We start from the raw sequence: 26328 nt of genomic DNA, 5'->3' as shown, positions 1-26328 counted from the left end.
GTGTTCGCCGGCACCATGAGGTCACGTATTCAACCAATTGATAATGCACTGCAGCAAAAAGCAATCTGCTACTTCGTGGTGGCGGAACGTGAGCGGCGACAGCATCACCGGCTAGAACCATGCGGCAGGGGAAGGAAAAGCCGGGACAGGCGCTCAGCGTGCCGGTGTCCGTGTGATCTGGATGAATTGCATTGAAACGGCACACACTTTTTTGATCACATCAGCGGTCGACTGCCGGACCGAACCTGAATATCTCAAACGAGGCGCTATGGAATGCTGGAGAACTCCTGCCGGCTGGACGTCGCACGCAACCAGAGTTTCTTTCATGCGTTCATCGCTCACGACTTTCCTGATACTCATTGGCAGCTTCGTCATCGTCGCGAATGTCTATCCGCTGCTCTTCAGCAGCGACCTGCCCCCGGGCCGCTTCACTCTGCTTGAGACACCGAGAGAGATTCCTGAAACGGCTTTTTTTGATGCTGCGGGCAATCCTGTGACCCTGAGAGATTTCGAAGGAGCCTATCTGGTCGTCAATGTCTGGGCCACCTGGTGCGAACCTTGCCGGGAGGAAATGCCCGCACTCGATCAGCTCACGCGCAATCTCGGAAACCAGAACATTCGCGTGTTGCCGATTTCCATCGACACGACCAGGGCCGGTAACATCGAGAGCTTCTACCGTCTCCACAAGTTGACGGATCTGCCCGTCTACCTGGACCCGTCACAGAACACCATGCGGACACTCAATGTTTTCGGAATACCGACGACGATCCTGATCGACCCCGACGGGCGCGAGATCGGACGCATGGTCGGACCTGCGAAATGGGATAGCCAGGAAACCTTGGACCAATTGTCAGCGATCCCGGGATTGTAAAACGAGTCAGGTCACTTTCCGAGAAGCACTGGTTGAAGCGTGATCAATGCGACTGTCTGCAAGTCCGTTGTGAGAAAGTCGGCATGCGCAAATGAAACCATCATTTCGCGGAATGGGTGTGTATTGGTTGCAACACATTGGAGTATCTGCCCTCACGGCATCTATTGCGTTGACTAACGCCGGAAAGCTGGTAAATTTATTGTTAATGCAAATAAAATATTGCGTTTAGATATTGCGATAAGAGGAGTCCCCCCATGCTGCGCAGCGTTTTGCTGGGTGCATTCACCCTGATTTTCAGCGTCTCGGTTGCATCGGCTATGACCGTTGTCGAAAAGTACGACGTGATGAGTTACAATTCCGGCAACCACAGCCTTTATATGAATGGCAGCCAATATCACTTCCTGGGCGGCGCTAAGTTCGTGCGTTATGACAACGGAACCGGCAAACTGACCGGGACCGCGACCTTGGGGGGCAATCCATTGTCTGCGGGTTATCAGGTCAGTCTCGATTTCGGAAACTTTCGGAATTGGACGCAGCAGATGGCCATTACAAACGCCCCGCACGCAAAGGGGACGCAATATGGCGATCAAACCACGTGGACCTATATGGACCTTCTGATGTCGTCGACGCTCTCCGGTATCAACGGCATTAGCGAAACCTACAATCTCATCATGAAACCTCTGGCATACGGAAAATATACATTTCAGTACGGCCAGGGTGCCAACGATAAGAACACGGATTTCGGCATGTCCGGATGGTTCTTTACGAAGGGTTCGAATGGTGGTCCGGGGTCACCATGCGGCACCAATTCGACTTGCGATTTCAACCTCAAGCTCACCGCTGTACCACTGCCCGCGGGCATGGCGCTTCTCCCGGTTGGCCTTGCCGTCCTCGCAGGAATGCGGATGCGCAAGCGCAAGGCTGCCTGACGAGAGCTTTGCTGCTGATCAGGCAATTCAGGTAAAACCGGGCCAATCGGCCCGGTTTTTCGTTTCAAACGAGAAAGGATGTCAGGACGGGATGCGGTCGTGCGGCGCGTCCGTGATTTCCATATCGAGGGTCGTAGATACGGCACCGTCCGGTTCCCCCGCTTCAAGCCCGGCAGCTTCCCGCACCACCACGGTCTCGCACAGACTGGCGATCGCCTCAGCCGCCGCGACCGCGCCGTTCCCCGCAAGGTGTTGTCCGATACCCGCATGTGCGGAACGCATCGTCGCGCGGTGTTCCGGATCAAGCATCCGGTCGAGCGCGCCCTTGAGGCCAAAGTCGGCTCTGTGCCGCACCATGTCGCCAAGCCCCTGGGCCACGGCAAAGCGCGCCCGGAGTATCTGCCTGTCCTGCTGCGCATGCTCGTTCGGCACCCAGACAGTCGGAAGCCCTTCCGCCATGTGTTCGGTGAACGTGTTGTAGCCCGCGGCGGCAACGGCAAAGTCGAATGCGCTCAAAAACTTGCCAAACGGATATTCCGTAAGCCGCTGGACACCCGCCGGAAGATCGGATGTCTCACCCGCGATGCGCCATTCGGCGACGGCCGTCCCGACGTCAGCGCGTCCGTGAAGATGGGCAAGCGTCCGGGCCGTCATGCGCCCGGTATCCGTGTTGTTGCCCGAGCCCAGCGCAACAAGTACGTTCAAGCGCCCAGGATCCAGACCGAGCTGCGCGCAGGCGGCCTGCCGGTCCAGAAGCTGGTTCCCGTCCAGAAGCCTCACGGGCGGCACCGGCAGGGCCTCATGCCTGTAGCCCACGGTTGGACCGTCATCGCGTGCCCAGGCCAGTTCACCCGGTTCCACGACAAGGTCGAATGCCGTGCCGCGTTCCAGGGCGTCCAGATCCCGGTTCGGTCCCCAGAAGGCGCGCCGGACCCAGACCCTGGCCACATCGGGGCAGCTCTCCATCGCCCTCATGAGCCCCAGGAACGGAACGTTGCCGTCGAAGACCAGGGCGCTTGGGCGGTAGAAGTCCAGGGCTGCGGTCAAGGCATCCGAAAGCGCCACGTCCCAGTGTTCCTTGCGCTCTCCATAAGCCGAATGATACGGCAGATGCTCGCCCGCATATCCATGGGCATGGACAATATCGACGGCCTTGGAGTGGCTTACAAAAACCGGTGCAAGGCGGGAAGGCAGGCGCTGCGCGATGGCGAGCTGGCGCGTCAGGTGCCCCAGACCGATCCCGTTGGTCGAATAGAATAGCACCCGTCTTGGGCGCGCTGAGTGAACGGCCGGTGCATAAGGATTGTCGCGAGGTTTGCCGATAAGCTTCCGTATTCTGGAAACTGCGGCCTGCGGCAGGAACAGCTTCTCGACCAGTTCCTTTCCACTTGCCCGCAGGTCGGCGCCCAGAGACGGATTTTCGTGAAATTCCAGCGCGCGTTGGGCGGTCTCGGAAGGACGTCCGTAAATCGCTGTTCCGGCAAAAACGGATCTGTACTCGGGTTCGAGAAAGGGAACGACACCGCTGCGCAGCGCATAAAGAACGTCCACCGGACACGGGTCATCCGCCGCATGACCGTCATGCGCAAGGATATCGACCTTTCCGAGAAACTCGCAAAACCCGATTTGATCGTCCGGCCACACTTCAACGGGTGCCGGCTGCGGCCACGGAGGGCGCTCGGCCTGCGGGGGCGCAAGCAGCCGCCATTGAACATTGGCGGCGCGGAACGCGCGTGCCCCTGCCTCCACGGACAGCATCCAGGGTCCGGACCGCGCACGCGCATAGTGACCCATTCCAACCGTGGGCCGGGCACGCTCGACCCCTTCCCTGCGCACAACACCCGTGGGAGGCACGGTCGGCAGCCAGTCGACACCGGTTGTCGGCCAATGTGGCGCGCAGCAGGATAAGGCATCCCTGCAAACCCGTGTTGTGGGGGCCCAGACCACCGGTCCGCCGAGCACTTCCCCGGCGTGTTCGGCGACGCGCTCAAGTTCTCCTTGTGTCTTCGACGCGAAATCGGCCGGCCGCTCGAGTGTCACGATACGCTGGTCTGCCGTGATCGAACACACGTTGCCGATCGGCAATGCAAACAGCCGGGCATCGAGCCCGAGCGCAAGTGCGCATTCGGCGCGCACGCCGGGTGCGAGCCGATTCACGGAGCCATCCGCAAACAGCCTGCGCCACGTAGCGTCGATTGAGTAGGGATCCGCCTTGATTTCGGCAGGTGCGACAGGAAGAACACCGACCCGGTATCCCGCATCGGCCAGTCCCTCGATCATCGCCGCGTGGCAAGGTGCTGCGGCATCCCCTATGCGGATATCGGCCAGAACACATATATCAAGCCGTAAGGCGGAAGACCGTGACAATTACGACTGTCCGGTCAAGCAGCGCGGCATGTCAGGCCCGACCTGAAAGAGGCCTGGCCGCGTGGCCCGAATTTGATGCCGGTCAGCGACGTATTTCCGCCGCGGCCACGCGTTTTGATCGTCACGATGTAGATGCCGTCGCGCCCCGAACTCCTCAACACCCCGTCTGATCCGGGCGACAGTTGCAGGTAGGCATCAAGCGTGACGGTTTGCGTCTGCCCGTCTGCGGTTCTGCGCCTGGAAGGAATGGGGGCGAAACTGTTCGAGCTTCTCCTGCACTCGACCGCGGAGGTTATCCGGCCGCTGTAGCGAAGGATGCGCGTTCCATCCGACGTCCGTGTAACCTGTCGGAATCCCTGCTTTTTCAGACGGGCGACTTCCTCTTCGATGGAGACGTCGGGACGGTTGACTGAGGAACTGACACAGCCTGTCAGGAACACCGTCAGGACGATTAGAGCTGCAATGCTTTTGACCATTGGAATCCCGCCTGTCTCTCAATCCATTCGTGTCAGTCTCGACAGCACATCGAGGGTGATTTCATCGCCGGGCGGTGTCAGACCGCGTGACGTGAAGGCTTCATTCAGGGCCCGGCGCGTTGCCGGACCCAGTTGCCCGTCGGCCGGCCCGGACAATACACCGAGTTCCGACAGCATCGATTGTGCCGCTGCGACAAATTCTTCCCGGCCATAAGATGCCGTGTTCTTGGCAACCGTCTCGGCCAGATTTGCATTGTCGCTGAGTCCCAGCGCCGTAGCATACCAGATCAGCGCGGCCTGCCTGTCTTGGGGAACGCCGCGTCCGGTTTCCGACAGGCGAGCCAGATCAAGTGCCGCCCAGGGAACACCGCCCTCGGCGGCGACCCGGAACCAGCGGGCAGCTTCGGCCAGGTCGGGTTCAACTCCGTCCGCTGACGCCCATGCCCTTCCGGCGTCACGCGCTGCCCAGGGGTTCTTTTCCGCTTCTGCAGCGAACAGTTCGCGGGCGCGCGGCACGTCCTTTTCAACGCCACGCCCTTCAAAAAGGAGACGTGCCAGACCGCGTTCCGCACCGAAAACACCGCCCGCGATTGCGCGTTCGAAAAGCACCGCAGCCCGTTCCGGGTCGTCGAACAGCGGATGCTTGGACGCATATACCCGGCCAAGCCGGAAATAGGCCTCCGCGTCGTCCTCACGTGCAGCCCGGGTAAACAGCCGCACGGCTGCCTCCACGTCCTTGTCGAGCCCTTGCCCGTTTTCATACATGATCCCGAGCCGCGTCAGCGCATTCGGCACGCCCCGTCCCGCAGCCGTTTCGAACCAGAAACGCGCCTGTTCGAAGTCCTTCGGAATACCGTCTCCGATCTGGTACATCCGCGCCAGGCGCGTCTGTGCGGTCAATTCGCCGCTTTTCGCGGCGGCCGTGTACCAGGTGACTGCCTCGTTCGGGTCCTTTTCGACGCCGATCCCCTTCTGGTAGAACTCGGCAATATTGGTCATCGCCCAGTCATTCCCGAGATCCGCGCCTTCCAGGTAGAATTCCAACGCCTGAGCGTAGTCCTGCGAAACGCCGACACCGGCGCGGTGGATATAGGCAAGCGCGGTATAGGCGGCCGTTTCGCCGCGTTCCGCCGCTTCCTCGAAGAGTTCCTTCGCCCGCGCATAGTCCTGCGGCACCGCCTGGGCGTCGAGATACATCTGTCCGAGATACACCATGGCGGAAGCATAACCGGCATCAACGGCCTTCTGCTGCCACTCGATTGCCTTTTCATAGTCTCCTGCCGAACGATAGGCACGTGCAAGCTGTGCCCAGAACCGCTCGACGTCGGGATAATTCGCAACGGCGATTTCACACACCTCGATGGCGGCATCGAAATTGCGGTCGATGATGAACTGCCGCGTTCCTGCTGTGACGCGCTGGCTGTCATAGGGATTGCCGGCCAGAATATCGCACGCGTCCACGTAGACATCGAGCTGTGCCTCGATCGGAGCAGTGTTGCCCTCGTCTCCCAGGGCAAGACTTCGGAACGCGTCGCGGCCACCATTGGAACCGACCTGGGGTGTGTAAGCCAGTTCGTTCGTGTCGGATAGCCAGTGGACCGTGCCGCCGTGCAGCGCTTTTCCGGAGCTCTCCGTGACGACACCGAGGCGGGAGGCGCTTTCGACATAGACCCAGCCATTTTCACCGGCCTTGGTGTCGAGCCGTTTCTCGCCAACCCCGATCGGCACGTTCAGGCGCGCGCTGTCCAGCGCCGAAATGATGTCGTTGCGGCCATTGTCACCGGAAATCCCGGCCCGCACGGGAGCGGTGTCCGGGAGTGCCGTGTCGGAAACCAGAATACTGTCGGGATCGCCGCCCAGTTGCCTGAGCTGCTCTTTCGCGTCTTCAACGAAGGCTCCCCGCGGCATCGTCCGGATATAGGAGGTGAAGGCTTCCGCCCGGTCGCTGTCCCGGATGGAACGCCAGAATGTCCGGTCGATAATACGGCGTGGCGGCAGCCCGCCCAGCGTGTCGGAGGCAATGGACATGCCCGTCGTCGCGGCGCGCAGATCGTCGACGAGCGGGATGAAATAGAAGCGGCTTTCGAGCGTGCTCGTCGTCCAGGTGATCTGTTCCCCAGCCGTGTTTTCGCGCACGCTGCCACGAATTCGCCGAAAAAGATCGATGATCTCGAGCCCCGGCTCGCTGATGTTGTCGGCTATCGCCTGGGTATAGGGGCTGTGCCGGCCCTCGCCGTCATAGGCAACCGACCCGGGCGCTGTCGCGAAGCTGATCACGGTTTCCGTGTCGCCTGCCGTCATTTCCGCAAGCCCGCCGCGACTGGATTCCGACAGCTGTTCCAGGCCACGTGAGACCTCTTCGCGTGAGGCTCCGAGACTGATCGCACGCGATGCGATCGTCTCCGATTCCGCGTCCGTGATCTCACCGAAGGGGTTGTTGCGGCAAGCATCCAGCAGCACGATGTTCAGCTTGGCGCCGGAGTTGGACATGATGTCCACGAAAAGCTGCGCATCGATCGACTGCTCGATCAGTTCTTCAACGGACCTCGGTGCGACGGAGACAGGCAGAAGGTAGTTGCGGCCACCGATCTGAACGCCGTGTCCGGCATAGTAGAACAGCGCCTCGCTGCCTTCCCGGAGGCGGCTGCGGAACGTTGCAAGATCGGCGAGCATTTTCTCGCGGTCGCCATCGAGCGTCTCAATGACCTCGAACCCGGCTTCCCAGAGTTTTTCAGCCACCAGTTCCGCATCGTTGACCGGGTTGGGGAGCGGCGCAACCGACTGATAGGCCGAATTGCCGATGACAAGGGCGACGCGGGACGTGGACCCGGCAAGAGCATCAGTTGTCTGCGCCCTGGCAGGCGCAAGAAAAACCACCGCAGCAATCGCAATGGCTCCGGTTGACTTGAACAAAACCCGAATTGGCCAACGCATGTTTTTGTCTCAATAGAGGCCTGGCGACGGAGCCCGACGCGCTCCGGTAGAAGCGGATGCGTTCCGGTTGAAAATCGACATGATTTCGTCTCTCGACAAACCGGGGTTTTCCCGCATCAGGCGAAATTCCACCAGCGCCAGAAATGCCGCATTGGCCTGTGGTCCGTCGGGATTTGCGCGCAAATAGGCACGTGCGGCAGCCGGCGAGTCGAACTGTGCGGAATTCTGCGCCGCAGCGTTGCTCAGCGGAATGCCGAGAACGCTCAGCAAGGCCAGGACTTTTCCGAGAACCCAACGTGGCATGCTGCCTTCACCCGAATTTTTGACATTAAAAAAAATATGCAAAAGATTAGAAGCGACCCCGGATAAGGTGTCAAGTCAAACACTGACGAGTTTGACATCGCCCTATGGTCACTGACCCGGCGGCCCTTGCCGCACAGAACAGCAACCGTGATGACTGCCCGACACCTAACCTCACAGCGGATAACGTTTTTTCCCGACTACAGGGGGACCAACCCCTACCAGACGCTGCTTTATGAAAGTCTTGAACCGGCCTTCCGCGCAGAGCCGGGGCCAATCGCGGATGCACTGAACCTGCAGGCAGAAGCGCCGGACAGGCCGCATCTGTTCCATTTGCATTGGGAACATGCCGTGCTCATGGGGGCCGGCGCACCGAAATCCGTTGAAGACTTCCTGGACGGCTTAAGCCGGTTCCGCGCAGCTGGCGGCAAGGTGGTCTGGACACTTCACAACCTCGCCCCGCACGACGCGGAAAAAAATGCCGCAAATGCAGACCTCCAGGCCGGTCTGTGCGAGTTGGCCGACATACTTCATCTTCATTCGCTCCACGCGCTGACGGCAGCGCGGGCGGAGATGGCTTTGCCCGAAGCCAAGGTCCGTGTCATCGCCCATCACAACTACGACGGCGCCTACCCGGTCTTTCCGCGCGTCTCTGCGCGCGACGATCTGGGACTGTCCGGGGCGCGCAGGATTGTGCTGGCGCCCGGACGCATCGCGCCGTACAAACAGCCGGTGGAGCTCGCGGAAGCCTTCCTCGCGACAGCCGGCCCGGACGACCGTTTGATCTTTGCCGGCGAACTGGCGAGCAACTACGATCTAGATTTGCCCGATGATCACCGCCTGATGCTGAAGGAAGGGTTCGCAAGCCAGGCTGATGTCGGCAAACTGCACGCGGCCGCCGACTTTGTCGTGCTGCCCTACCGGGCGTCGCTGACCTCCGGTTCGGCAATTCTGGCGGCAACGCACGCGCGCGCGGTTCTCGGACCGGACACGCCGGGGCTTCGGGACGTCATTGACCCTCCGACGTCCGGCCTGATCTACGAAGACGGCGATCTTGCCCACGCCTTGAAAGGCGCTCTGGAAGAAGACCCGGCGTCCTGGGAAATCCGTGGACGGGCCGCAGCGGCGTCTGCGGCGGCCCGCAACCGGAAAATGCTGGCGGCGACCTGGCAGGATGTGCTGACATCGCTTACCACATCACCAGTGAGCAGGCTTGGAGCCGGATGAAGGATATCTCTTTTCAGATAAACTGGGGCGGCAAGGGCGAAACCCGGAAGCTGGACGCAGGCGAGGCCGCCTGGCCGTTCAACAGCGACAGTCCCGTCATCGACGGTATCGTGCGACCGGACAGCGCCTTGTCGATCATGCTTGTGAATCTCTGCGGTCTCGAGTGGGAAGACATCGAACCGCTGTTGCCCGCGGCCACCAGGGGCGCGAAAGACCAGGGCATGCTGCCTGTAATCATCGTGGATCTGACCGACATGGTGCCACTTCAAAAGGCCGGCCTTGCCTACGATTGCCTTCCGAATGTCACCGCAGGTTCCCTGCTGCAGCCCGATCTCGATTGGCGCGCCTATTTCGTCAGGCGCAAGGACCTCTTGATCGAAAAGTGGCGGCCGGAAGCCATCGTTCATCTCGGCAACGGCCAGGACTGGTGACACGGTGCTCGATCTGTCGACATGCGATGCGGTTTTCCTAAGCATTGACGAGCCGAACGCCGATGTGCACTACGCGCGGGTTCTGGAAATCCTTCCGCACGCGCAACGCGTGCACGGTGTGATGGGTTTTGATGCGGCACACCGGCAGGCAGGTGAAATAAGCCGGAGCGATCACGTCATCACGATCGATGCCGACAACTTCCTGATCGACGATCTTTTCTTCTCCGGAACATTTGATGTGTCGCCGAGGGATCGGGGCGCCGTCTTTTCCTTCAGCGCAAGAAACGTGTTGAACGCTCTGGAATATGGCAATGGCGGCGTGAAGATCTGGCCACGCGAAACGCTGGTGACACTGAGGTCACACGAAAACGCCCGGCGCCGGGAGGCCGCCGTCGACTTCTGCTGGACGACGCCTTACTTCCAGGCCAACCGGATCCTGTCGGAGGTTCACATGACGGCAACGCCGTTCCAGGCGTTCCGGGGCGGTTTTCGCGAGGGCGTGAAATTCAATCTCGCCGACGGTGTGCTCGCCTACGAGGCCTGGCCCGATCTTCCGAAGAGCGAAGCCCTGCTGCAGCATATCGGTGCGGCCAACCATGAGCGCCTCAGGGTGTGGTGCAGCGTCGGCCTCGATACGCCGAACGGGGACTGGGCCATCCTTGGAGCGCGTCTTGGCTGTGTCATGACGGCACTTGATGACTTTGATCACGTTCACGTTGCCGACTACACCTGGATCGAGACCTTCTGGCAAAACGAGATCCTGCCGAAGTGGCGGGACCCGGACGTCAGGCGCGAAGGCACGGTGGAACTGGGCAACCGGCTGAAGGAGAACCTGAAGCTGGAGATTGCAGATCTCGATGCGGCAGCGTCCCGCTTCATCAAGTCGACATATCGCCTGCAGCGCGCCTTCGGGATGACGGTGACTGTCTGACGGCGTGCTGCAACGCGGTTATGGCCTAGCAGTCGCCGTCCCTGACAACGAACACCGAGCATCCCGCTCTGCGGACGACCCGCGACGCGGTGGACCCCAGAAAGTAATCCTGGGCAGACGGATGATGGGAGCCGACCAGGATGAGATCCACGCGCTCCGTGTCGGCATATGCCGCGATCTGTACGCCTGGTTTTCCGGTGACGACCTTGCAGTTGATGCGTACGTCCGAGCCGGCCGCCGCCTTGAGCCGGTCCTCGACTTTCTGGGTCAGATGGTTGTCGATCTTGAGGTCGACAAACTCGGAGACGAAGCCAGGAATATTCTCCAACACGGTCAGCAGCGTGATCTGGCCATCTTCGGCCAGAAGGTGTCGCGCGATTTCAAGTTTCCGGTCGACCAGCGTTTCATGATCGAGCGCGACCGGAATGAGGATGTGTCTGTACATGCGAGTATCGTGCCTCCGTTTTCCTCTTTTGTCCGGATCAATCCGACGGGGTTCCGGCGGATCTGCTCCCGGTCAGGCTCCGCCTTCAGCCAGCTTCCGCAACGCGTCGATATAGCGGACTGGGACGTCGATCCCGTTTTCTGCCGCCGCCCGGATCGCGGACGACCGCCGGCTGCCCGGCAGGCGCGCGCCCTCCAGCGTTTCAATTGCGCTGAGCAACTCCTCGAGGCGGCCCGTGAAATGGCTGTCCTGCGGTTTCATGGCAATCAGGAACTGGCCGACACCCGGGGACGGGCCGTCTGCCTTGAAGAAGGACGTCGCCTGTGAACTGAACGACGCGCCGGTCATCACCGACGCCAGGATCTCCACCATGAGGGCGAGAGCCGTTCCTTTCGCCTCGCCGATCGGCAGCATCGTTCCACCCAGCGCCTTCTCCGCATCGGTCGTCGGATTGCCGTCCGCGTCCAATGCCCAGCCTTCCGGGATCGGCTTGCCGGCCTTGTGCGCGCTCATCACCTTGCCGCGCGCGACTCGGGAAAGCGACAGATCCATCACAAGCGGAACGCGGCCGGCACGAGGTGCCGCGAACGCGATCGGGTTGGTGCCGAACACGGCTTGCTTGGCTCCGAAAGGCGCCATTGCAGCCGGGGTGTTGGCTACCATGATGGCGACAAGACCCTCACGCGCGAGCTTTTCGACCTGCACCGACAGGGCACCGCAGTGGTGCGAACGCGTGACACCCATGGTGACGCAACCGCAGGACGGCGCCAGCTCGATGCCCTTGTCGATTATCTGCTCCAGGGCCGGATAGGCAAAGCCGAAACCGGCATCCGCCAGAAGACTGCCCGTTCCTATCTGGTTTATCTCGACAACCGCATTCGCCCTGATCTTGCCGGTTCGAACTTGCGCCGCGTAGTCTTCGACGCGGGAGAAACCGTGCCCTACCTGTCCTTCCGCTTCCGCAGCGACCAGCGCCCTTGCAACGCATAGGGCGACGTCATCCGAGACACCGACACCGGCAAAGGCCGATTGTATCAGGCTGGTCGCCTCGTCAAGACTAAGTCGATTGCTCGGTTCCACGCGCATTCCTTTCCGTTGCAGGCGGCCGGATTCCCGGCCGCCTGCTGACTGTCATCAGGCGCTGCGGTAGAGCTTGGTCATGGAGAATTCCCTGTGACCCAGCGCTTCAGCGGCCGTGTTCCGGCCGTTGGCCGTGCGGCGGATCATGTCGATCAGCTCATCGCCCGCCTCATCGATCGTCATCTCACGCCTGAGAATGCCGGAAACATCCACGTCGACATGTTCGCTCATGGTCCGCACGGTGCGCGGGTTGGCGGTGATCTTGATGACCGGCACGATCGGATTGCCGACCACATTGCCCTGCCCTGTCGGGAAGGTGTGGATCACCGCCCCGCCGGCCGCCATCAGCGTCACGCATTCCGCCGCTGCGGAAGAAGAATCCATGAAATAGAGGCCTTTGCCGGACTTCGGCGCTTCCGCGGGCTCCAGGATGTCGATGTACTGCGACGTACGGCCGATCTTCTCCAGATTGCCGAGCGCCTTTTCCTCGATCGTGGTCAGACCGCCCTCGATATTGCCCTTTGTCGGCTGGCTGTCGGACAGGTCATCGGTCTGGTGCGCGAAAATCACGTCATCCTGATAGGCTTTCCACATCTTGTACCAGCGCTCGCCAACCTCCTCGTTGATCGCGCGTTTCTGGCAGATGTGCTCGGCACCGGTGATTTCGGAGGTTTCGCCGAAGAAGCCGGTGATGCCTTCCGGCAGCAGCTTGTCATACATGTTGCCGACGGTCGGGCAGGAGCCGAGGCCCGTAGTGGTGTCGCTCTCGCCGCATTTCGTGGAAACCCAGATGTCGGAGATCGAGCACTCCTCGCGCTGCAGCTCGGTCGACCAGTGCACGAATTCCTTCGCTTTCCAGGACGCCGCGCGGATGGTTTCGAAATCGCCGTTCTGCTCGATCGAAAACTCGGCAACCGGTTTGCCCGTTTCCCGGATCCCGTCTGCAATCCGTTTGGTCCAGCCGGGTTCGATGCCGATCACGACGACGGCGGCGACATTCGGGTTCGCGCCGGTGCCGATCATGGTTCTGAAGTGCAGCTCCAGATCCTCGCCGAATTGCAGGCGGCCATAGGCATGCGGGATCGCAAGCGTCCCCTTCACGTTGTTGGCGACCGCTTCACAGGCCGCGTTCGAGATATCGTCAACCGGAAGGATGACGACGTGGTTGCGCACACCGACCCTGCCGTTTTCACGCCGGAACGCTTTCACCGTGATGTTTGAGTACTTGGAAGACATGGACACGGCTCCTTACCAGCGCTTGGTTTTGCAGTTGTGCGTATGGACGTGGCCGCCCTTCGGAATGTCGGCAATGATCTTGCCGATATCCTCGCCGTACTTGATGGCCGTATCGCCGTCGTTCAGATCCTTGAGGGCAATCTTGTGTCCGATCGGCACGTCCGCACCCGCGGTCAGTCTGAACGTGGAATTGTCGTGCGTGACACAGCACAGCATGTCCGTACCGGCGGTCAGGCCCTCCACGACGACCACACCGACATTGTCGGCGTGTTCGTGGACGAGAAGGTGGGGAATTTCAGACATGAATGTCTCCTTAAGCGTCTGGTGTCAGTAATATCTTCGGAACCGCTACATGTCCGGCGCGCAGATCGGTGAAGGCGCGGAGGCCTTCCGACAGCGGACGGCTTTCAACCCAGTCGAGTGCGCCGAGCCGACCATCGAACATGGCTGCTGCGGCGTCGCGGAAGTCTTGTGCGGTATAGGTGTACGTGCCGATGAACTGAATTTCCTGAAGCGTGATCCGTCTTATGTCAAGCCCGCCTTCGGCGGAACCGAGGCCGATATGGGCGATGACGCCGCCGGGCTTGACGCAGGCCGATGCCGTGGCACGGGTGGCAGGATATCCAACGCCGTCCACCACGATGTCGTAGAGGCCGCTCGCCTCCGCCGCGTCCGGGCTCAGGACATCCATGCCACAGGTCGTCGTCAGAAACCGCGCCCGTTCCGCATTCGGCTCCACCAGCTTCACATTCTCGATGCCCTGCGCCTTGAGACAGAGCGCGGCGCCCAGTCCGATGGCCCCGCCACCGATCGCCAGTGCACGTGCGTTTTGAGGATCACCGGCGAGCGCCTTTATTGCCAGCCGGACCGCGTGCCAGCCGCAGGCAATCGGTTCGGCAAGCGCGGCCTGTGCGTCCGTGACATGATCCGGCACGGTCACGAGATTGCTTTCCGGCATCGCGAGGTAGTCGGCAAAGCCGCCTTCGCGCGGCGGCATCGAAATGATCTGGCGGTTGGCGCACAGGTTGTCCCGTCCCGCCAGGCACGCCTCGCAGACGCCGCAGCTCACCAGCGGGTTCACGGTGACGCGCCGCCCGCTCTGGGTGCCGGATACCACCGTGCCCGCGACTTCGTGGCCGAGAATGAGCGGTGCGGGGCGGCGCTCGTCATGCCCGAGAAAGGCATGCATGTCCGAACCGCAGATGCCGGTGTGAGCCACCCGGATCAGCACCTCACCGTCCGTCGGAGCCGGATCGGCAACCTCCATGTAGGCCTGGTTCTCCGGCCCTGTGTAAACTAGCGCTTTCATTTTGCCGTGAAACCTCCATCGACCATCAACACCTGGCCGGTCACATAAGCAGAGGCGTCGGAACAAAGAAACAGCAACGGCCCGTCCATGTCCTCCAGCGCACCGTTTCGCCCGATACATGTTTGCGCGGCATTGCGCTGCGCCCGTTCATCGTCGCCGAAAACGGCTGCTGTCAGTTCCGTCGGGAAGAACCCTGGACCGATGGCATTGGCGTTGATCCCGTCCTTCGACCACGCCTCGGCCATGGCGCGCGTGAGCTGGCCGATGCCACCCTTCGATGCACCGTAGGCAATGCCTCCCGGAAAGGCGCGCGTCGTCTGCAGGGATGCAAAGGTCACGATCCGGCCCCAGCGCTTTTCGCGCATCGCCGGCACGAAGGCCTGACTCAGGAAAAACGGCACCGTCAGATTGAGCGACAGCGTTATGTCCCAGCCCTCGGGCGTGACCTCGTCGGCAGTCTCACGCGTATTTATGCCGGCAGCATGCACCAGGATCTGCGGCGGTCCGAAAGGACCGGCAATGTTTGCGGCCAGCTTTGCAAGGCCGTCGCGGTCGGAAAGATCCGCCGTGACCGCTGCCGTCTGTCCGCCGGCTTCCCGTCTCCAGTCCTCCAGATCCACCGACCGCCTCGCGACCCCCACCACGGACGCTCCGGCCCGCGCGAGCGCGGTCGCTGCGCGCCGGCCGAGACCGGAGCTGGCACCGGTGACACAGGCCACCTTGCCGGAGACGTCAAACAGGTTCGACATGGGGTCAGGCTCCCGGATCCGCTGTCAGGTCGAACGTTTCTTGCGGGAAGTACTTCTTTAGCCGAATATCAGCCGTACGCGCATGGCCCTCCATGCCTTCAAGACGGGAAATCCGCGCCGTTGCCTCCGCGATCGGCTTGGCGCCGTCACGCGTGGCGCGCTGCCACGTCACGATCTTCATGTATTTGTGGACCGAAAGCCCGCCGGTATAGCTGGCCGCTCCGGAGGTCGGCAGCACATGGTTCGTGCCCGACGCCTTGTCGCCGAAGGCAACGGTCGTTTCCTCGCCAAGGAAAAGCGAGCCGTAGCAGGACAGCCGGTCGAGCCACCAGTCGAGATCCTCGGCCTGAACCGTCAGGTGTTCCGGCGCATAGGCATCGGACGTGGCCGCCATTTCCTCGCGCGTGTCGCACAGGATGACTTCCGCGTAATCCCGCCAGGCGGCCGTTGCGTTGTCCCGGTTCACTTCGGGAAGATCATCGATGAGCTTCGGCACCAACGCCATGACCTCTTCAGCCAGGGACCGCGTGTCGGTCACCAGCCAGACGGGTGAGTTGTAGCCATGCTCCGCCTGTCCGACGAGATCCGCGGCCACCACCATTGCATCGGCGCTGCCGTCGGCCAGGATCAGGCTGTCCGTCGGTCCGGCGATCATGTCGATGCCGACACGGCCGAATAAAATTCTCTTGGCTTCTGCAACGAACTGGTTGCCCGGCCCGACCAGAATGTTCGCCTTGGGCAGGCCGAACAGGCCGAATGTCATGGCCGCGACACCCTGGACCCCGCCCATGGCGAGGATCTTGTCCGCGCCGCACACCTTGGCCGCGTGGATGATGGCCGGGTTGATGCCGATACCGGGCCGCGGCGGCGAACAGGCGATGATGTTCTTGCAGCCCGCGACCTTGGCCGTCGTCACCGTCATGATCGCGCTGGCGATATGACTGTAGCGGCCACCGGGAATGTAGCAGCCCGCCGTTTCGACGGGGATGCTCTTCTGGCCGGCAATCAGGCCCGGGATCACTTCGACCTCGATATCCTGGCAGGTCTCCTTCTGGGCCTCCGCGAACCGCTTCACGTTGGCATGGGCGAACTCGATGTCCCGCTTCAGTTTTTCCGGAACCTTCGCCGCCGCTTCCGCGATCGCAGCATCGTCCAGGAGAATGTCGCCGTCATACTTGTCGAACCTGGCCGCGTAGTCGAGCGCCGCTGCATCTCCGCCGGCCTCGATCGTATCCAGGATTTCCTGCACGATCTTGGTGGTTTCGGAGGCGTCGGTCTTCGACGTAAGGACCGCTTTTTTCAGATATTCAACAGTCATGGTGAACCTACTTGTAAATGTCTGGTAGCAGCGTGGTGGAGAGCGCCGGCACATAGGCGATCAGCAGCGTCACGAGCAGCATGAAGAAGACGAACGGAACAGCCTTCGCCGCGATCTTCAGGATCGACTCGCCGGTCAGGCCCGACACCACGAACAGGTTGAGACCGAGCGGCGGCGTGATGAAGCCCACACCGAGTGCGGTGATCATCATGATACAGAACTGGATTTCGTTCATGCCGATATTATCGGCAAGCGGCTTCAGGATCGGCGCCAGGATCACGATGTTCGGCGTGGTCTCCATGACGCAGCCCGCCGCAATCAGGATCAGGATCATCAGCAGGATCAGCAGCGCCGGCTCATTGGTCAGCGACGTGACCGCGTAAACGAACCCTTGCGGGACCCCGAGAATGGCGAGCGCCTGAGCAAGCGGCAGAGAAAAGGCGATGATCGGAACGATAACGCCGTTCACCTTGGCCGAGCTGACCAGCATGGCCGGAAAGTCCGACAGCTTCAGCGTGCCCAGGAGGAACCCCATGCCGATCGTGATCATGACCGCGACGGCACCCGCTTCGGTCGGTGTCAGGCGGCCGGAAAAGATGCCGTAGAAGATCACGCCCGGAACGATGAACGCGTACCAGCCGGACTTGAGCGCCTTGCCGAGATTCGCGGCCCATTCGCTGAAGGTCATCAACCCGCCGCCCTCATAGGCATAGATGCGGTTCATGACGATGTTGGTCACGAGGATGGAGACGAGAATGGCAATGCCGGGGATCAGCGCGGCGAGGAAAAGCGTCGATGCCGAAATTCCAAGCACGAGACCGATGATGATATAGGCGATCGACGGCGGGATCAGGATGCCGGTACACGCACCGGCCGCGACCAGAGCACAGGCATAGGGACGCGGATAGCCGCTTTCCACCAGGCGTTCGATGGTCATCCGGCCGACGGCTGCCGCACCGGCGGCATCGGAGCCGGAAATCGCGGAGAACATGCCGCATACCAGAACGGTCGCGGAGCCGAAACCGCCCTTTGCCCAGCAGGTCAGCGCTTCCGCCACATCGAGGAATTTGCGGCTGAGGCCGGTGCGCACGAGCACGTCACCGGTCAGGATGAACAGCGGCACGGCGGTCAGCGCGAAATGGTCGATCCCGTGAAACAGGCTTTCACCGACCAGCGACAGCGGCAGCGCGCCCGAGATCATGAGCATTGCGATGGCGGCTGCGCCAATCGCGGCCCAGACCGGAACGGCGAGCGCGACCAGGACAACGAAGATCAGAACCGGGCCGTAAAAATCCCATCCCAGTTCGACGGTCTGTTGCTGAAGTTGATTCCAAAGCATGGCTGTCTCCCTCAGTCGAACAGTTTGTCGCCTTCGTAGACGGGACGTCCGTCACGAAAGTCTTTGATGTCACGCAGGAGGGACTGGGCCAGGCGGAACAGGACCAGGGCGAAGCCGAAGGGAACGGCGGACAGGAACCAGACCTGGGAAATCCGCAGGCCATGGGTCACCGAGCCGAACTTGGCGGAGACGAGAACCGTCTCGAGAGACCAGTAGAAGGCGATGACGGCAACGAAGGCCATGACGAGATCGCCGAATATGTAGAGCACCGCTTTCACCCGCGGGCTGACATATTGCATGATCACGTCGATGCGGATGTGCCCACGCTCCTTGACTGCGGCTGCGGCACCGATCCAGGCGAGGTAGATGAACGAATACCGGACGATTTCCTCACCCCAGATGGACGAGTAGGCGAAGACCTCACGCCGGACCACTTCAATGAACATGGTCAGCACAAGCATCACGTAGAAGACCAGCAGGAGCCAGCGCTCGCCGTTCCGGTCCAGGGCTTGAAGTACATTCGACATGGGGCACTCCTCTGCCGTTCCCATCAGAAAGGTCTGATGCGGTCATCGGGCGTGGTGATGTTTGAAAAGGGATCTGGCCAGCGCCATGGGCGCTGGCCGATCGACGCGATCTTACGCGTCGTGGACGTAGTAACGGCCCATCGTGTTGGCGGCTTCTTCCAGGCGGCCGAAGGCCTCCATGGAACCAGCCAGTTCGACCTTGAACTGATCCCATTCCTCGCGCTGGTATCCGCCGGCTGCCTGCCACTCGGCGAGCTGGTCTTCCGACAGAGAGTGGAATTCCACGCCCGACTTCACCAGTTCGGACATCGCATAGGCGCGCGCCGCCGGAACCTTGGCAAGGTTCTGCTGAGCGGAAATCTCACCCGCGAATTCGATGCCTTCCTGGACATCCGCCGGCAGCGAATTGAACCACTCCAGGTTCATGGAATAGACCTGACTGTCCGGCACCGCCTGCGTGAACGTTACGTGGCTCAGGATGTCCTTGAAGCCGAAGACGTAGAGAGCACCGACGGACGGGTCGAGCGCATCGGCAACACCCTGCTTGATCGCGGACGGCGTTTCGCCCCAGGCAACCGGTGTCGGGTTTGCGCCGACCATGCGGTAATACTGCTGCAGCATCGCGGAACCGGGAACACGGAACTTCACGCCCGAAAGGTCAGCGGGTGTGATCACCTTGTTGCCGCCCTTGCGCACGGCGACAACGCGCGGATCGATAACGACGTAGAACAGCGCCTTGAAGCCGGAGGCTTCGATCTTCGGATGCACTTCCTTTTTCCAGGCTTCGGACGTCACGAGGTTGGTGAAGCGCTGGTTCGAACCGCAGAAATACGGCATGTTGATCAGGTCGACAGCCGACGCGAACGGAGCGAAATTCGACAGGGAATGCTGCGCAGCCTGGATCGTACCGCCCTGAACGGCCTGCGCCAGAGCGCCGCCGGCACCCAGCTGTCCGCCCGGAGCAAGCTTGACGTAGACCTTTCCGTTCGTCGCGTTCTGGATGTTTTCCTTGAGGTCGAGCTGCATGATCGGATAGCTGCGCGACGCGCCCAGAACGTAGGCCGTGGCAAGTGTCATGATGTGGTCGGCGGCCTGCTCGCGGGCCCGCTCTTCCTGAGCAGTCTGCGCCACTGCCTCATCCGACCAAAGCACACCTGCTGCGCCCGCGACGACCGCCGCCGTGAAACCGCCGGCACTGGCAAGCTTCAGGAAATTGCGGCGCTCATGCGAAGCGAGATCTTCTGTTTTCTTCATGTTTTCCTCCCAAAAATTCCAAAAAGGTGCGTTATTCGCCGGTTCTTTTCTTTGCTTCTCTCTTCAGGACTGCTGCGGTGAACGAAATGGACACGGCAAACAGCAAGATCATCTCGCCGACATTGCCAAGCAACGGCGTTCCACCAATTGAACCGATCGAAACATTGATCACGAAAGCGGCAAACAGGACGGCCGCCAAAGCCAAAAGCATGATCACCTCCCAACGATCAGATAACCCGGCTTTCAAAAATGTAAGCGCTTACATTTTTATTTGCAAGCACAAAAAAGCGTTCTCTGAAAATGAAAATGCATGTAAGGGAGTCCCAACCTTTGACACTTGCCGCGTTTCAACGCTCAACTGGACAGATGAAAGAAATCTCGAATTCACTGACAGGAGAAGTGCCGACGCTCGCTGACGTCGCGGCAACGGCCGGTGTCTCGACAGCGACGGTTTCCAGGTGTCTCAACACGCCGGACAGGGTCACCAAGAAGACACTGAAAATCGTCATGGATGCGGTCGATCAGCTGGGATATTCGCCGAATTACAGTGCCCGCGCGCTCGCGGCTGGCCGGACCAACACGATCGGTGCAATCATTCCCACGATGGAAAACGCCATCTTCGCGCGCGGCATTCAGGCCTTCCAGGAAGAGCTCCAGCAGAACGGCTGTACGCTGCTCGTCGCCTCCTCCTCCTACCGTCAGGATCTTGAGGAAGAACAGATCAAGACATTGACGGTCCGGGGCGCGGATGCCCTGCTCCTGATCGGTTATCAGCGCAATCCGCAGATCTACAACTATCTGGCAAAACGCAACATACCGACGGTGCTGACCTGGGCGTCCAATCCGGACAAACAACACCTGTCGGTGGGCTTCAACAACCGGCTCGCAATGCGCTCCCTCGCTGAGCTGGTGATAAGGAACGGTCACACCGTGATCGGCTGCATCTCGGCCGATACCGAAGCGAATGACAGGGCCCGCGACCGTGTCAGTGGCATACGCGATGCCATGGCAGAGGCGGGTCTCAACCCGTCCGAGCTGATCGTCCAGGAGACCCAGTATTCGATCGAAAAGGGCGACATGGCCTTTCGCAGCCTCATGTCCCGGGACGTACGGCCGACCGCCGTCATGTGCGGCAACGACGTTTTGGCAGTGGGTGCACTCCGCGCAGCCACCGCCTTGAACATGAGTATTCCGGATGATGTCTCCATCACCGGTTTCGACGACATCGAGCTGGCCAGCGTCGCGCCGGTCCCGCTGACCACCGTTCACGTCCCCCATCGGCGCATGGGTCAATGCGCGGCACGCGCGCTCATCAGCGCGATCAACGGCAAACCTCCGGAAAGCGTGGAACTCCCGACCACGATCTGCCGCCGGAACACGCTTGGACCGGCGCCGCAAAAAGGCCCCTCGAGACGATAGCGGTAAGGCGCCGAGATTCGACCCTCGGCCTCAGTCCTCGATCGGGTTCGGACCCGTGTATGTCCAGCGATAGTCGGGAGGCGTCGGCCCCTTGTTCCGGCCGCCCTGCTGCATCTGCTCCCAGGCATGGGCAAGCACGCCGACAGAGCGGGACAGGCAGAACAGGCCGCGGGCGAGTTGTGGCGCAAACCCGAGTTCCGCGTAAACGACCGCCGTGGCGCCATCGATGTTCATCGGAACCGGCTTGCCCTTGCGCGTGTTGAGGATCTCCTGAACGGCGCGTCCGATCGCGGCAAACCGCCCGCTGACCGTCCCTTCGCCGGCTGCCGCATCAACGAGCCCGAGCAGCCTCGGTGCGCGCGGATCCTCCGGCTTGTGGAACCTGTGCCCGAAGCCGGGAACAAACCGGCTCCGCTCGGCCTGCCAGCGATCGATCTCCTGCGCTGCCGCGTCTTCCAGCGCCAGCCCGCCTTCAGCCGCCTTGTCGATTGACGTGTAGAGTTCCACGGCCTGCTCACCGGCCCCGCCATGAACATCGTCGAGCATGTTGACCGCCGACGCCATGGCGCCGTTCAGGCCGAGCCCGCACGTGACCGCCATGCGAGCGGCAGCGATCGACGGCGCTTGCGGCCCGTGGTCGACCGCCGCGACCAGCGCACACTCGAGCAGCCTTGCCTGCCCGGCATCCGGCAGGTCGCCGCGCGTCATCAGCCAGATCATCTGCGGAAACGAGACCGTGCCGATCAGCTTTTCAATCGGGTGACCCCGAAACCGGATCTGACCCGGCACCATGTCGATGATCTCCGTCGACCACCAGTCGGAGACGTCCTTACCCGATGAACTCATATCGCACCGTCTTTCTGAAGCTCGGTCAGCTCTTCGTCGGAAACGCCGAGTTCCCGCCAGATTTCGCCATTGTGCTCACCGAGCAGCGGCGGCGGAGCATCGACTTTGGGTGCCGCGCCATCGAGCTTGATCCCGGTTCTCGTGACCGTGATGTCGCGCCCCACACCGGGGACGTTTTCGTAGCTCCCCAGGAAACCGCGATCCGCGACCTGAGGCATCGCAAGCACTTCGGGAACCGTCAGCACCGCGCCTGACGGCACGCCGATGCGATTGAGCTCCTTTGCCCAGTCCCGCGCAGGCCGGGTTTTGAGGACCGTTTCCAGTTCCGCCTTGAGCGCGAGCCGGTTCCGTTTGCGATCTTCCCGCGTTGCATAGTCGGGCCGCGCGCGCAGTTCACTCAGGCCCAGATGATCCGTGAGCAGCACCCATTGCTCGTCCTTGTTCGCGGCAATGTTGAGGAGACCGTTGCCGGCCACGAACGCACCCGACGGTGCGGACGTGACGTTCTCGTTGCCGCTGGCTGCCGGCTCGACGCCGGCATTGAGATAATTCGACACCACCCAGCCCATCGTCGCCAGAACGGATTCCAGCATCGACACGTCGATGAAGCTGCCCCTGGGCCTGGCGTTCAGGGCGGCGGAAATGGCAAATGCCGCCGTGATCCCGCCGACCGTGTCCGCGACCGGGTACCCGACCCGGAGCGGAGCGCTGTCACTGTCACCGGTGATCGACATGACCCCGGACGCACCCTGGATGATCTGGTCGTAGGCCGGTCGGTGGACCCAGGGCCCGTCCTGGCCGAACCCGGAAATCGCGCAATAGACAAGCTGCGGGTTTTCCGCTTTCAGCGTTTCGTAGCCGACCCCGAGCCGGTCCATCACGCCGGGACGGAAATTTTCCACCAGCACATCCGCAGTTCCGACGAGCTTCAGGAACAGCGCCCTGCCCTTCGGGTGCTTGAGATTGACCGTAACGGATTTTTTGCCGGCATTCTGGGCGAGAAACGAAACGCCCATGCCCTTGTCGTTCAGCTCCGGATCGGCCCCGAGTTTGCGCGCCAGGTCGCCCCGGCCGGCAGCCTCGACCTTGATCACCTCCGCCCCCAGATGCGCCAGGTGGTGGCAGCAAAAGGGGCCGGCGAGCACGTTTGTCAGGTCAAGAACCCTGATCCCTTCAAGCGGTTTCGACACCTGGCGCGTTCCTTGATCCGGCCACCCTCAATCGCCGTCGGCGACGCCTTCGGCGCGCAGCCGTGCGCGTCTGGCGCGGTATCCCGGCAGGACCACCAGCACGACGGCAAGGATCAGCAATCCGAGCGTCATCGGCCGTTCCCAGACGAAGCCCACACCGTCATAAAGCTGCATGGCGCGGGAGAAGTTGTTCTCAAGCAGCGGTCCGAGAATGAACCCGATCAGCAGCGGTGCCAGCGGGTAGTCCGCGAACCGGAACAGCGTCGCGCAGATCCCGAACCCGACGAGGATCAGGAGTTCCGTGGCATTGTTCTGCCCGATATAGGCGCCCATCAGCGTAAAGAACAGGATGAACGGGATCAGGTAATTGCGCGGAACTGCAAGCACTTTCGCAATATAGGGGATCAGCGGCAGGTTCAGGATCAGGAGAACCAGGTTGCCGAGATACATGGAAATGATCACCGCCCAGAAGATCTGCGGCTCGTCGACCATCAGGCGCGGACCGGGACTGACATTGAGCGCGATCAGCGCCCCAAGCAGGATCGCAGTCGTACCCGAGCCGGGAATACCCAGTGTCAGAAGCGGCACGAAGGACCCCGTACAGGCAGCGTTGTTGGCGCTTTCCGGCGCGGCAATGCCCTTGACCGAGCCCTTGCCGAACTGCTCCTGCTCTTCCTTGGAGGCGATGTTGCGTTCCACCGCATAGCCGAGGAACGATGCGATTGTCGCACCCGCACCAGGCAGGACGCCGATGAAGAAACCCTGCAGCGACTGGCGGCCGATGACCGGCGTGATGCTGCGGGCTTCTTCTCCGGTGATGCGCAGGTTCTTGATCTTGCCGCCGTCGCTGCCGTCCCCGGTCTTGGAGCGGTTCGGGTCAAGCACGAGGAAGATGGCTTCCGGCAGCGCGAACATTGCCATGGCCAGCGTGATGAAGCCGAAGCCCGACTGCAGGTCCATGACGCCCATTGTGAAGCGCGGCGCATTGAACAAGACGCCCTCCCCGACGGTGGCCATCATCAGCCCGAGGAACGTCATCAACAGCGCCTTGCCCACCTGGCCTGTTCCGGCAAAGGCGGCAATCGCCGACAGGCCGACGACCATGAGCGCGAAATATTCGGACGAATGGAACAGCAGCGCGACCGAGGCGAGCGCGGGCGCGAACACCATCAGCAGAATGGCGCCGATCGTGCCCCCCGAGAACGAGGCGATCGCCGCAACCGTCAGTGCCTTGCCGGCCTGGCCCTTGCGCGCCAGCGGATAGCCGTCGAACGAGGTTGCGACCGTCGAGGCAACACCCGGTGCGTTGATCAGGATCGACGATGTCGAGCCTCCGAAAACGGCACCGTAATAGACACCGGCCAGCAGGATCAGCGCCGCGGACGGATCGCCGATCGTGATCGCGACGGGGATCATGATGGCGATGATCGACATCGGGCCAAGCCCGGGCAGCATGCCGATGAAGGTGCCGATCAGGCAGCCGCCGACCACCATCAGGATGTTCGTGAAAGTAAAGGCCGTTGAGAGGCCTGTCAGAAGTCCTTCAAGCATCTCAGCCCCCGCTCACGAAAAATGGGAAAGGACTCAGGAAGATCCCGAGCACCACGTCCACCAGATACCAGACCGTGCCGGCCGCGATGGCGGCAACGAGCCCCATCATGACGTAGCGGCGCTCACCGAGGATGAAGCTGCCGACCGTCAGGAACAGGAAGGTGGACGCAAGAAAGCCGAGCGGCCGCAGCAGTAGCGCGTAGGCGACCATCAGCGCAAGCAGCAGCACCGCCTGGCCGACCTTGTATTCATGCAGACGCGACAGGTTGATATCCGCGGCGTCTTTCTTTTCGGGAGACTTCTCCAGGCCCAACAGGACGGACAGGGACAACAGGATGCCCCCGATCACCAGAACCTTTGGAAAGCTCGATGGCCAGATCGGACTGCGCTTCATGATCGGCGGCAGCAGCGCGTCCATGGTGAAATAGGCTGCATAGCCATAGGCCAGACAGATCAGCAGGATGACTAGGGCCAGCCAGCGGTCGAGCGCCATCGTTCCCCCCCAGGATTTCTTGATTGGTTGACGCGTCCGGGAGAACCCGGACGCGCTTGTCGTCATGTCGGCTTGAGCCGGGACTTAGAGGAAGCCGAGCTGCTTCATCAGATCGCCGATCACCTGCTCCTGCCCTTCCAGGAAGGTGCGGAAATCGTCGCCCGGGTTGTGGATGTTGACCCAGCCGTTACGTGCACGGACTTCTTCCCACTCCGGGGTGTCATACATCTTGGCGATCGCAGCCTGGTAGGCAGCCAGCTTGTCAGCCGGCAGTCCGGGTGCTGCGAAGAAACCGCGCCAGTTGACGAAGGTCGTGTCGTTGCCCTGCTCCACCATGGTCGGTGCATCGGCATAGGCGTCCACGCGCTCGGGCGCCGTCACGCCGATGATGCGGACTTCACCGGCCTTGGCCAGTTCAACAGCTTCGGAGAAGCCGGTGGAAACAGCCTGGACTTCACCGGAGAGAAGGCCGGCCATTGTCTTGCCGCCACCGTCATACGGAACGTATTTCAGCGCGACCGGATCAGCACCGGCTGCCTGGAAAACCATCGCCGCAACGAGGTGGTCCATGCCGCCCGGAACGGAGCCGCCGCCAACTGCGGTTCCTGCAGGGTCAGCCTTGAAGGCTTCGATCAGACCGTTGACGTCCTGGATCGCGCTGTCCGCAGGCACCACGAGTGCCGCGTAGTCACCGATCGTGCCGGCTACCAGGGTCAGGTCGCGGAAGTTCTGCGGGAACACGCCCGTCAGCGAACGGATCACGATCGGGGTCGAGTTGACCATGAGCGTGCCGTGGTTGCTGTCGGCGTTTTCGATCAGGTAGCCGATGGCCTTGCCGCCACCGCCGCCGGACATGTTTTCATAGGATGCGGAGCCGACAAGACCGGCTTTGGTCAGGGCTTCGCCCGTTCCGCGCGCGGTTCCGTCCCAGCCGCCGCCTGCTCCGCCCGGGATCAGGAAGTGGATGCTGTCGACGACTTCGTCGGCGAAGGTCGGAGTTGCGAATGAAAGAGACGCGGCAGCAGCCGCCAGAACGACCCGGCGGGTCATCTTCATAAGTGTCATAATATCCTCCCAGACACGCAGAGGCTTCACGAGCCTCTTGC

At 61.6% G+C, this 26328-nt stretch carries 26 protein-coding genes; 6 read left to right on the top strand and 20 right to left on the bottom strand.

All coding sequences use genetic code 11. From position 1 onward, the window contains the following. Positions 1 to 325 precede the first annotated feature (325 nt). Complete coding sequence (locus ACO08A_RS19170) at positions 326 to 871, top strand: TlpA family protein disulfide reductase (RefSeq protein ID WP_422037552.1); 546 nt, start codon at positions 326 to 328, stop codon at positions 869 to 871. A gap of 254 nt (positions 872 to 1125) precedes the next feature. Continuing rightward, positions 1126 to 1800 (top strand): VPLPA-CTERM sorting domain-containing protein, encoded by a 675-nt coding sequence (locus ACO08A_RS19165; protein ID WP_422037551.1) that lies wholly within the window; start codon positions 1126 to 1128, stop codon positions 1798 to 1800. A gap of 81 nt (positions 1801 to 1881) precedes the next feature. Here the strand turns inward: ACO08A_RS19165 and ACO08A_RS19160 are convergent, their stop codons facing one another. Genes ACO08A_RS19160 through ACO08A_RS19145 form a run of 4 tightly spaced genes read right to left on the bottom strand, consistent with a single transcriptional unit; the run spans position 1882 to position 7880 of the window. Beyond that, on the bottom strand, positions 1882 to 4167 hold the full coding sequence (locus ACO08A_RS19160) for a glycosyltransferase (RefSeq protein ID WP_422037550.1): 2286 nt from the start codon (positions 4165 to 4167) through the stop codon (positions 1882 to 1884). Between the two features lie 14 nt (positions 4168 to 4181). Beyond that, positions 4182 to 4643, bottom strand: a complete 462-nt coding sequence (locus tag ACO08A_RS19155; RefSeq protein WP_421984198.1) for a hypothetical protein — start codon at positions 4641 to 4643, stop codon at positions 4182 to 4184. A gap of 18 nt (positions 4644 to 4661) precedes the next feature. Beyond that, on the bottom strand, positions 4662 to 7577 hold the full coding sequence (locus ACO08A_RS19150) for a caspase family protein (protein WP_422037549.1): 2916 nt from the start codon (positions 7575 to 7577) through the stop codon (positions 4662 to 4664). A gap of 9 nt (positions 7578 to 7586) precedes the next feature. Continuing rightward, a complete protein-coding gene (locus tag ACO08A_RS19145; protein WP_422037548.1) occupies positions 7587 to 7880 on the bottom strand; it encodes a hypothetical protein in 294 nt (97 codons plus the stop codon). A gap of 150 nt (positions 7881 to 8030) precedes the next feature. Between ACO08A_RS19145 and ACO08A_RS19140 the strand changes: the two genes are divergently transcribed. Genes ACO08A_RS19140 through ACO08A_RS19130 form a run of 3 tightly spaced genes read left to right on the top strand, consistent with a single transcriptional unit; the run spans position 8031 to position 10466 of the window. Beyond that, entirely contained in the window at positions 8031 to 9104 is a 1074-nt protein-coding gene (locus tag ACO08A_RS19140; protein WP_422037547.1) for a glycosyltransferase, read from the top strand. After that, the gene (locus ACO08A_RS19135) at positions 9101 to 9535 is read left to right on the top strand and encodes a hypothetical protein (RefSeq protein ID WP_422037546.1); all 435 of its coding nucleotides are present in this window, start codon (positions 9101 to 9103) and stop codon (positions 9533 to 9535) included. The genes ACO08A_RS19140 and ACO08A_RS19135 overlap by 4 nt, the downstream gene beginning before the upstream one ends. A 4-nt stretch (positions 9536 to 9539) precedes the next feature. Next, the gene (locus ACO08A_RS19130) at positions 9540 to 10466 is read left to right on the top strand and encodes a hypothetical protein (protein ID WP_422037545.1); all 927 of its coding nucleotides are present in this window, start codon (positions 9540 to 9542) and stop codon (positions 10464 to 10466) included. A gap of 25 nt (positions 10467 to 10491) precedes the next feature. Here ACO08A_RS19130 and ACO08A_RS19125 read toward each other — a convergent pair whose 3' ends face one another. The 11 genes from ACO08A_RS19125 to ACO08A_RS19075 form a co-directional block, all read right to left on the bottom strand. Next, positions 10492 to 10911 carry a universal stress protein gene (locus ACO08A_RS19125; protein ID WP_422037544.1) on the bottom strand — a complete coding sequence of 140 codons (420 nt, stop codon included), beginning with the start codon at positions 10909 to 10911 and terminating at the stop codon, positions 10492 to 10494. Positions 10912 to 10983: 72 nt separating this feature from the next. Then, positions 10984 to 11997, bottom strand: coding sequence for an Ldh family oxidoreductase (locus ACO08A_RS19120; protein ID WP_422037543.1), 1014 nt, complete (start codon positions 11995 to 11997; stop codon positions 10984 to 10986). A gap of 48 nt (positions 11998 to 12045) precedes the next feature. Beyond that, entirely contained in the window at positions 12046 to 13227 is a 1182-nt protein-coding gene (locus ACO08A_RS19115) for a UxaA family hydrolase (RefSeq protein WP_421984206.1), read from the bottom strand. Positions 13228 to 13239: 12 nt separating this feature from the next. Further along, the gene (locus ACO08A_RS19110) at positions 13240 to 13530 is read right to left on the bottom strand and encodes a UxaA family hydrolase (protein WP_421984207.1); all 291 of its coding nucleotides are present in this window, start codon (positions 13528 to 13530) and stop codon (positions 13240 to 13242) included. Positions 13531 to 13540: 10 nt separating this feature from the next. Further along, on the bottom strand, positions 13541 to 14536 hold the full coding sequence (locus tag ACO08A_RS19105; RefSeq protein WP_422037542.1) for a zinc-dependent alcohol dehydrogenase: 996 nt from the start codon (positions 14534 to 14536) through the stop codon (positions 13541 to 13543). Next, the gene (locus ACO08A_RS19100) at positions 14533 to 15285 is read right to left on the bottom strand and encodes an SDR family NAD(P)-dependent oxidoreductase (RefSeq protein ID WP_422037541.1); all 753 of its coding nucleotides are present in this window, start codon (positions 15283 to 15285) and stop codon (positions 14533 to 14535) included. Before ACO08A_RS19100 ends, ACO08A_RS19105 begins: the two co-directional genes overlap by 4 nt. Before the next feature lie 4 nt (positions 15286 to 15289). Then, positions 15290 to 16603 (bottom strand): histidinol dehydrogenase, encoded by a 1314-nt coding sequence (hisD, locus tag ACO08A_RS19095; protein WP_422037540.1) that lies wholly within the window; start codon positions 16601 to 16603, stop codon positions 15290 to 15292. Positions 16604 to 16610: 7 nt separating this feature from the next. Next, positions 16611 to 17942 carry a TRAP transporter large permease gene (locus ACO08A_RS19090; RefSeq protein ID WP_422037539.1) on the bottom strand — a complete coding sequence of 444 codons (1332 nt, stop codon included), beginning with the start codon at positions 17940 to 17942 and terminating at the stop codon, positions 16611 to 16613. An 11-nt stretch (positions 17943 to 17953) separates the two neighbouring features. Continuing rightward, on the bottom strand, positions 17954 to 18469 hold the full coding sequence (locus tag ACO08A_RS19085) for a TRAP transporter small permease (protein ID WP_319383235.1): 516 nt from the start codon (positions 18467 to 18469) through the stop codon (positions 17954 to 17956). A gap of 111 nt (positions 18470 to 18580) precedes the next feature. After that, entirely contained in the window at positions 18581 to 19723 is a 1143-nt protein-coding gene (locus ACO08A_RS19080) for a TRAP transporter substrate-binding protein (RefSeq protein ID WP_422037537.1), read from the bottom strand. Positions 19724 to 19754: 31 nt separating this feature from the next. Further along, entirely contained in the window at positions 19755 to 19934 is a 180-nt protein-coding gene (locus ACO08A_RS19075; protein ID WP_421984213.1) for a hypothetical protein, read from the bottom strand. 155 nt (positions 19935 to 20089) lie between these two features. Between ACO08A_RS19075 and ACO08A_RS19070 the strand changes: the two genes are divergently transcribed. After that, positions 20090 to 21142 carry a LacI family DNA-binding transcriptional regulator gene (locus tag ACO08A_RS19070; RefSeq protein ID WP_422037536.1) on the top strand — a complete coding sequence of 351 codons (1053 nt, stop codon included), beginning with the start codon at positions 20090 to 20092 and terminating at the stop codon, positions 21140 to 21142. Positions 21143 to 21172: 30 nt separating this feature from the next. Here the strand turns inward: ACO08A_RS19070 and ACO08A_RS19065 are convergent, their stop codons facing one another. The 5 genes from ACO08A_RS19065 to ACO08A_RS19045 form a co-directional block, all read right to left on the bottom strand. Then, on the bottom strand, positions 21173 to 21988 hold the full coding sequence (locus ACO08A_RS19065) for a citryl-CoA lyase (protein WP_422037535.1): 816 nt from the start codon (positions 21986 to 21988) through the stop codon (positions 21173 to 21175). Then, positions 21985 to 23178, bottom strand: coding sequence for a CaiB/BaiF CoA transferase family protein (locus ACO08A_RS19060; protein ID WP_422037534.1), 1194 nt, complete (start codon positions 23176 to 23178; stop codon positions 21985 to 21987). The genes ACO08A_RS19065 and ACO08A_RS19060 overlap by 4 nt, the downstream gene beginning before the upstream one ends. Positions 23179 to 23205: 27 nt before the next feature. Next, positions 23206 to 24729, bottom strand: coding sequence for a tripartite tricarboxylate transporter permease (locus tag ACO08A_RS19055; RefSeq protein WP_421984217.1), 1524 nt, complete (start codon positions 24727 to 24729; stop codon positions 23206 to 23208). Position 24730: 1 nt separating this feature from the next. Further along, on the bottom strand, positions 24731 to 25222 hold the full coding sequence (locus ACO08A_RS19050) for a tripartite tricarboxylate transporter TctB family protein (protein WP_422037533.1): 492 nt from the start codon (positions 25220 to 25222) through the stop codon (positions 24731 to 24733). Positions 25223 to 25306: 84 nt separating this feature from the next. Continuing rightward, positions 25307 to 26287, bottom strand: coding sequence for a tripartite tricarboxylate transporter substrate binding protein (locus ACO08A_RS19045; protein ID WP_422037532.1), 981 nt, complete (start codon positions 26285 to 26287; stop codon positions 25307 to 25309). Positions 26288 to 26328: the final 41 nt, after the last annotated feature.

The organism is Roseibium sp. (assembly GCF_965232425.1).
GTDB lineage: Bacteria > Pseudomonadota > Alphaproteobacteria > Rhizobiales > Stappiaceae > Roseibium.
This window is presented reverse-complemented; position numbering and strand designations above follow the sequence as displayed.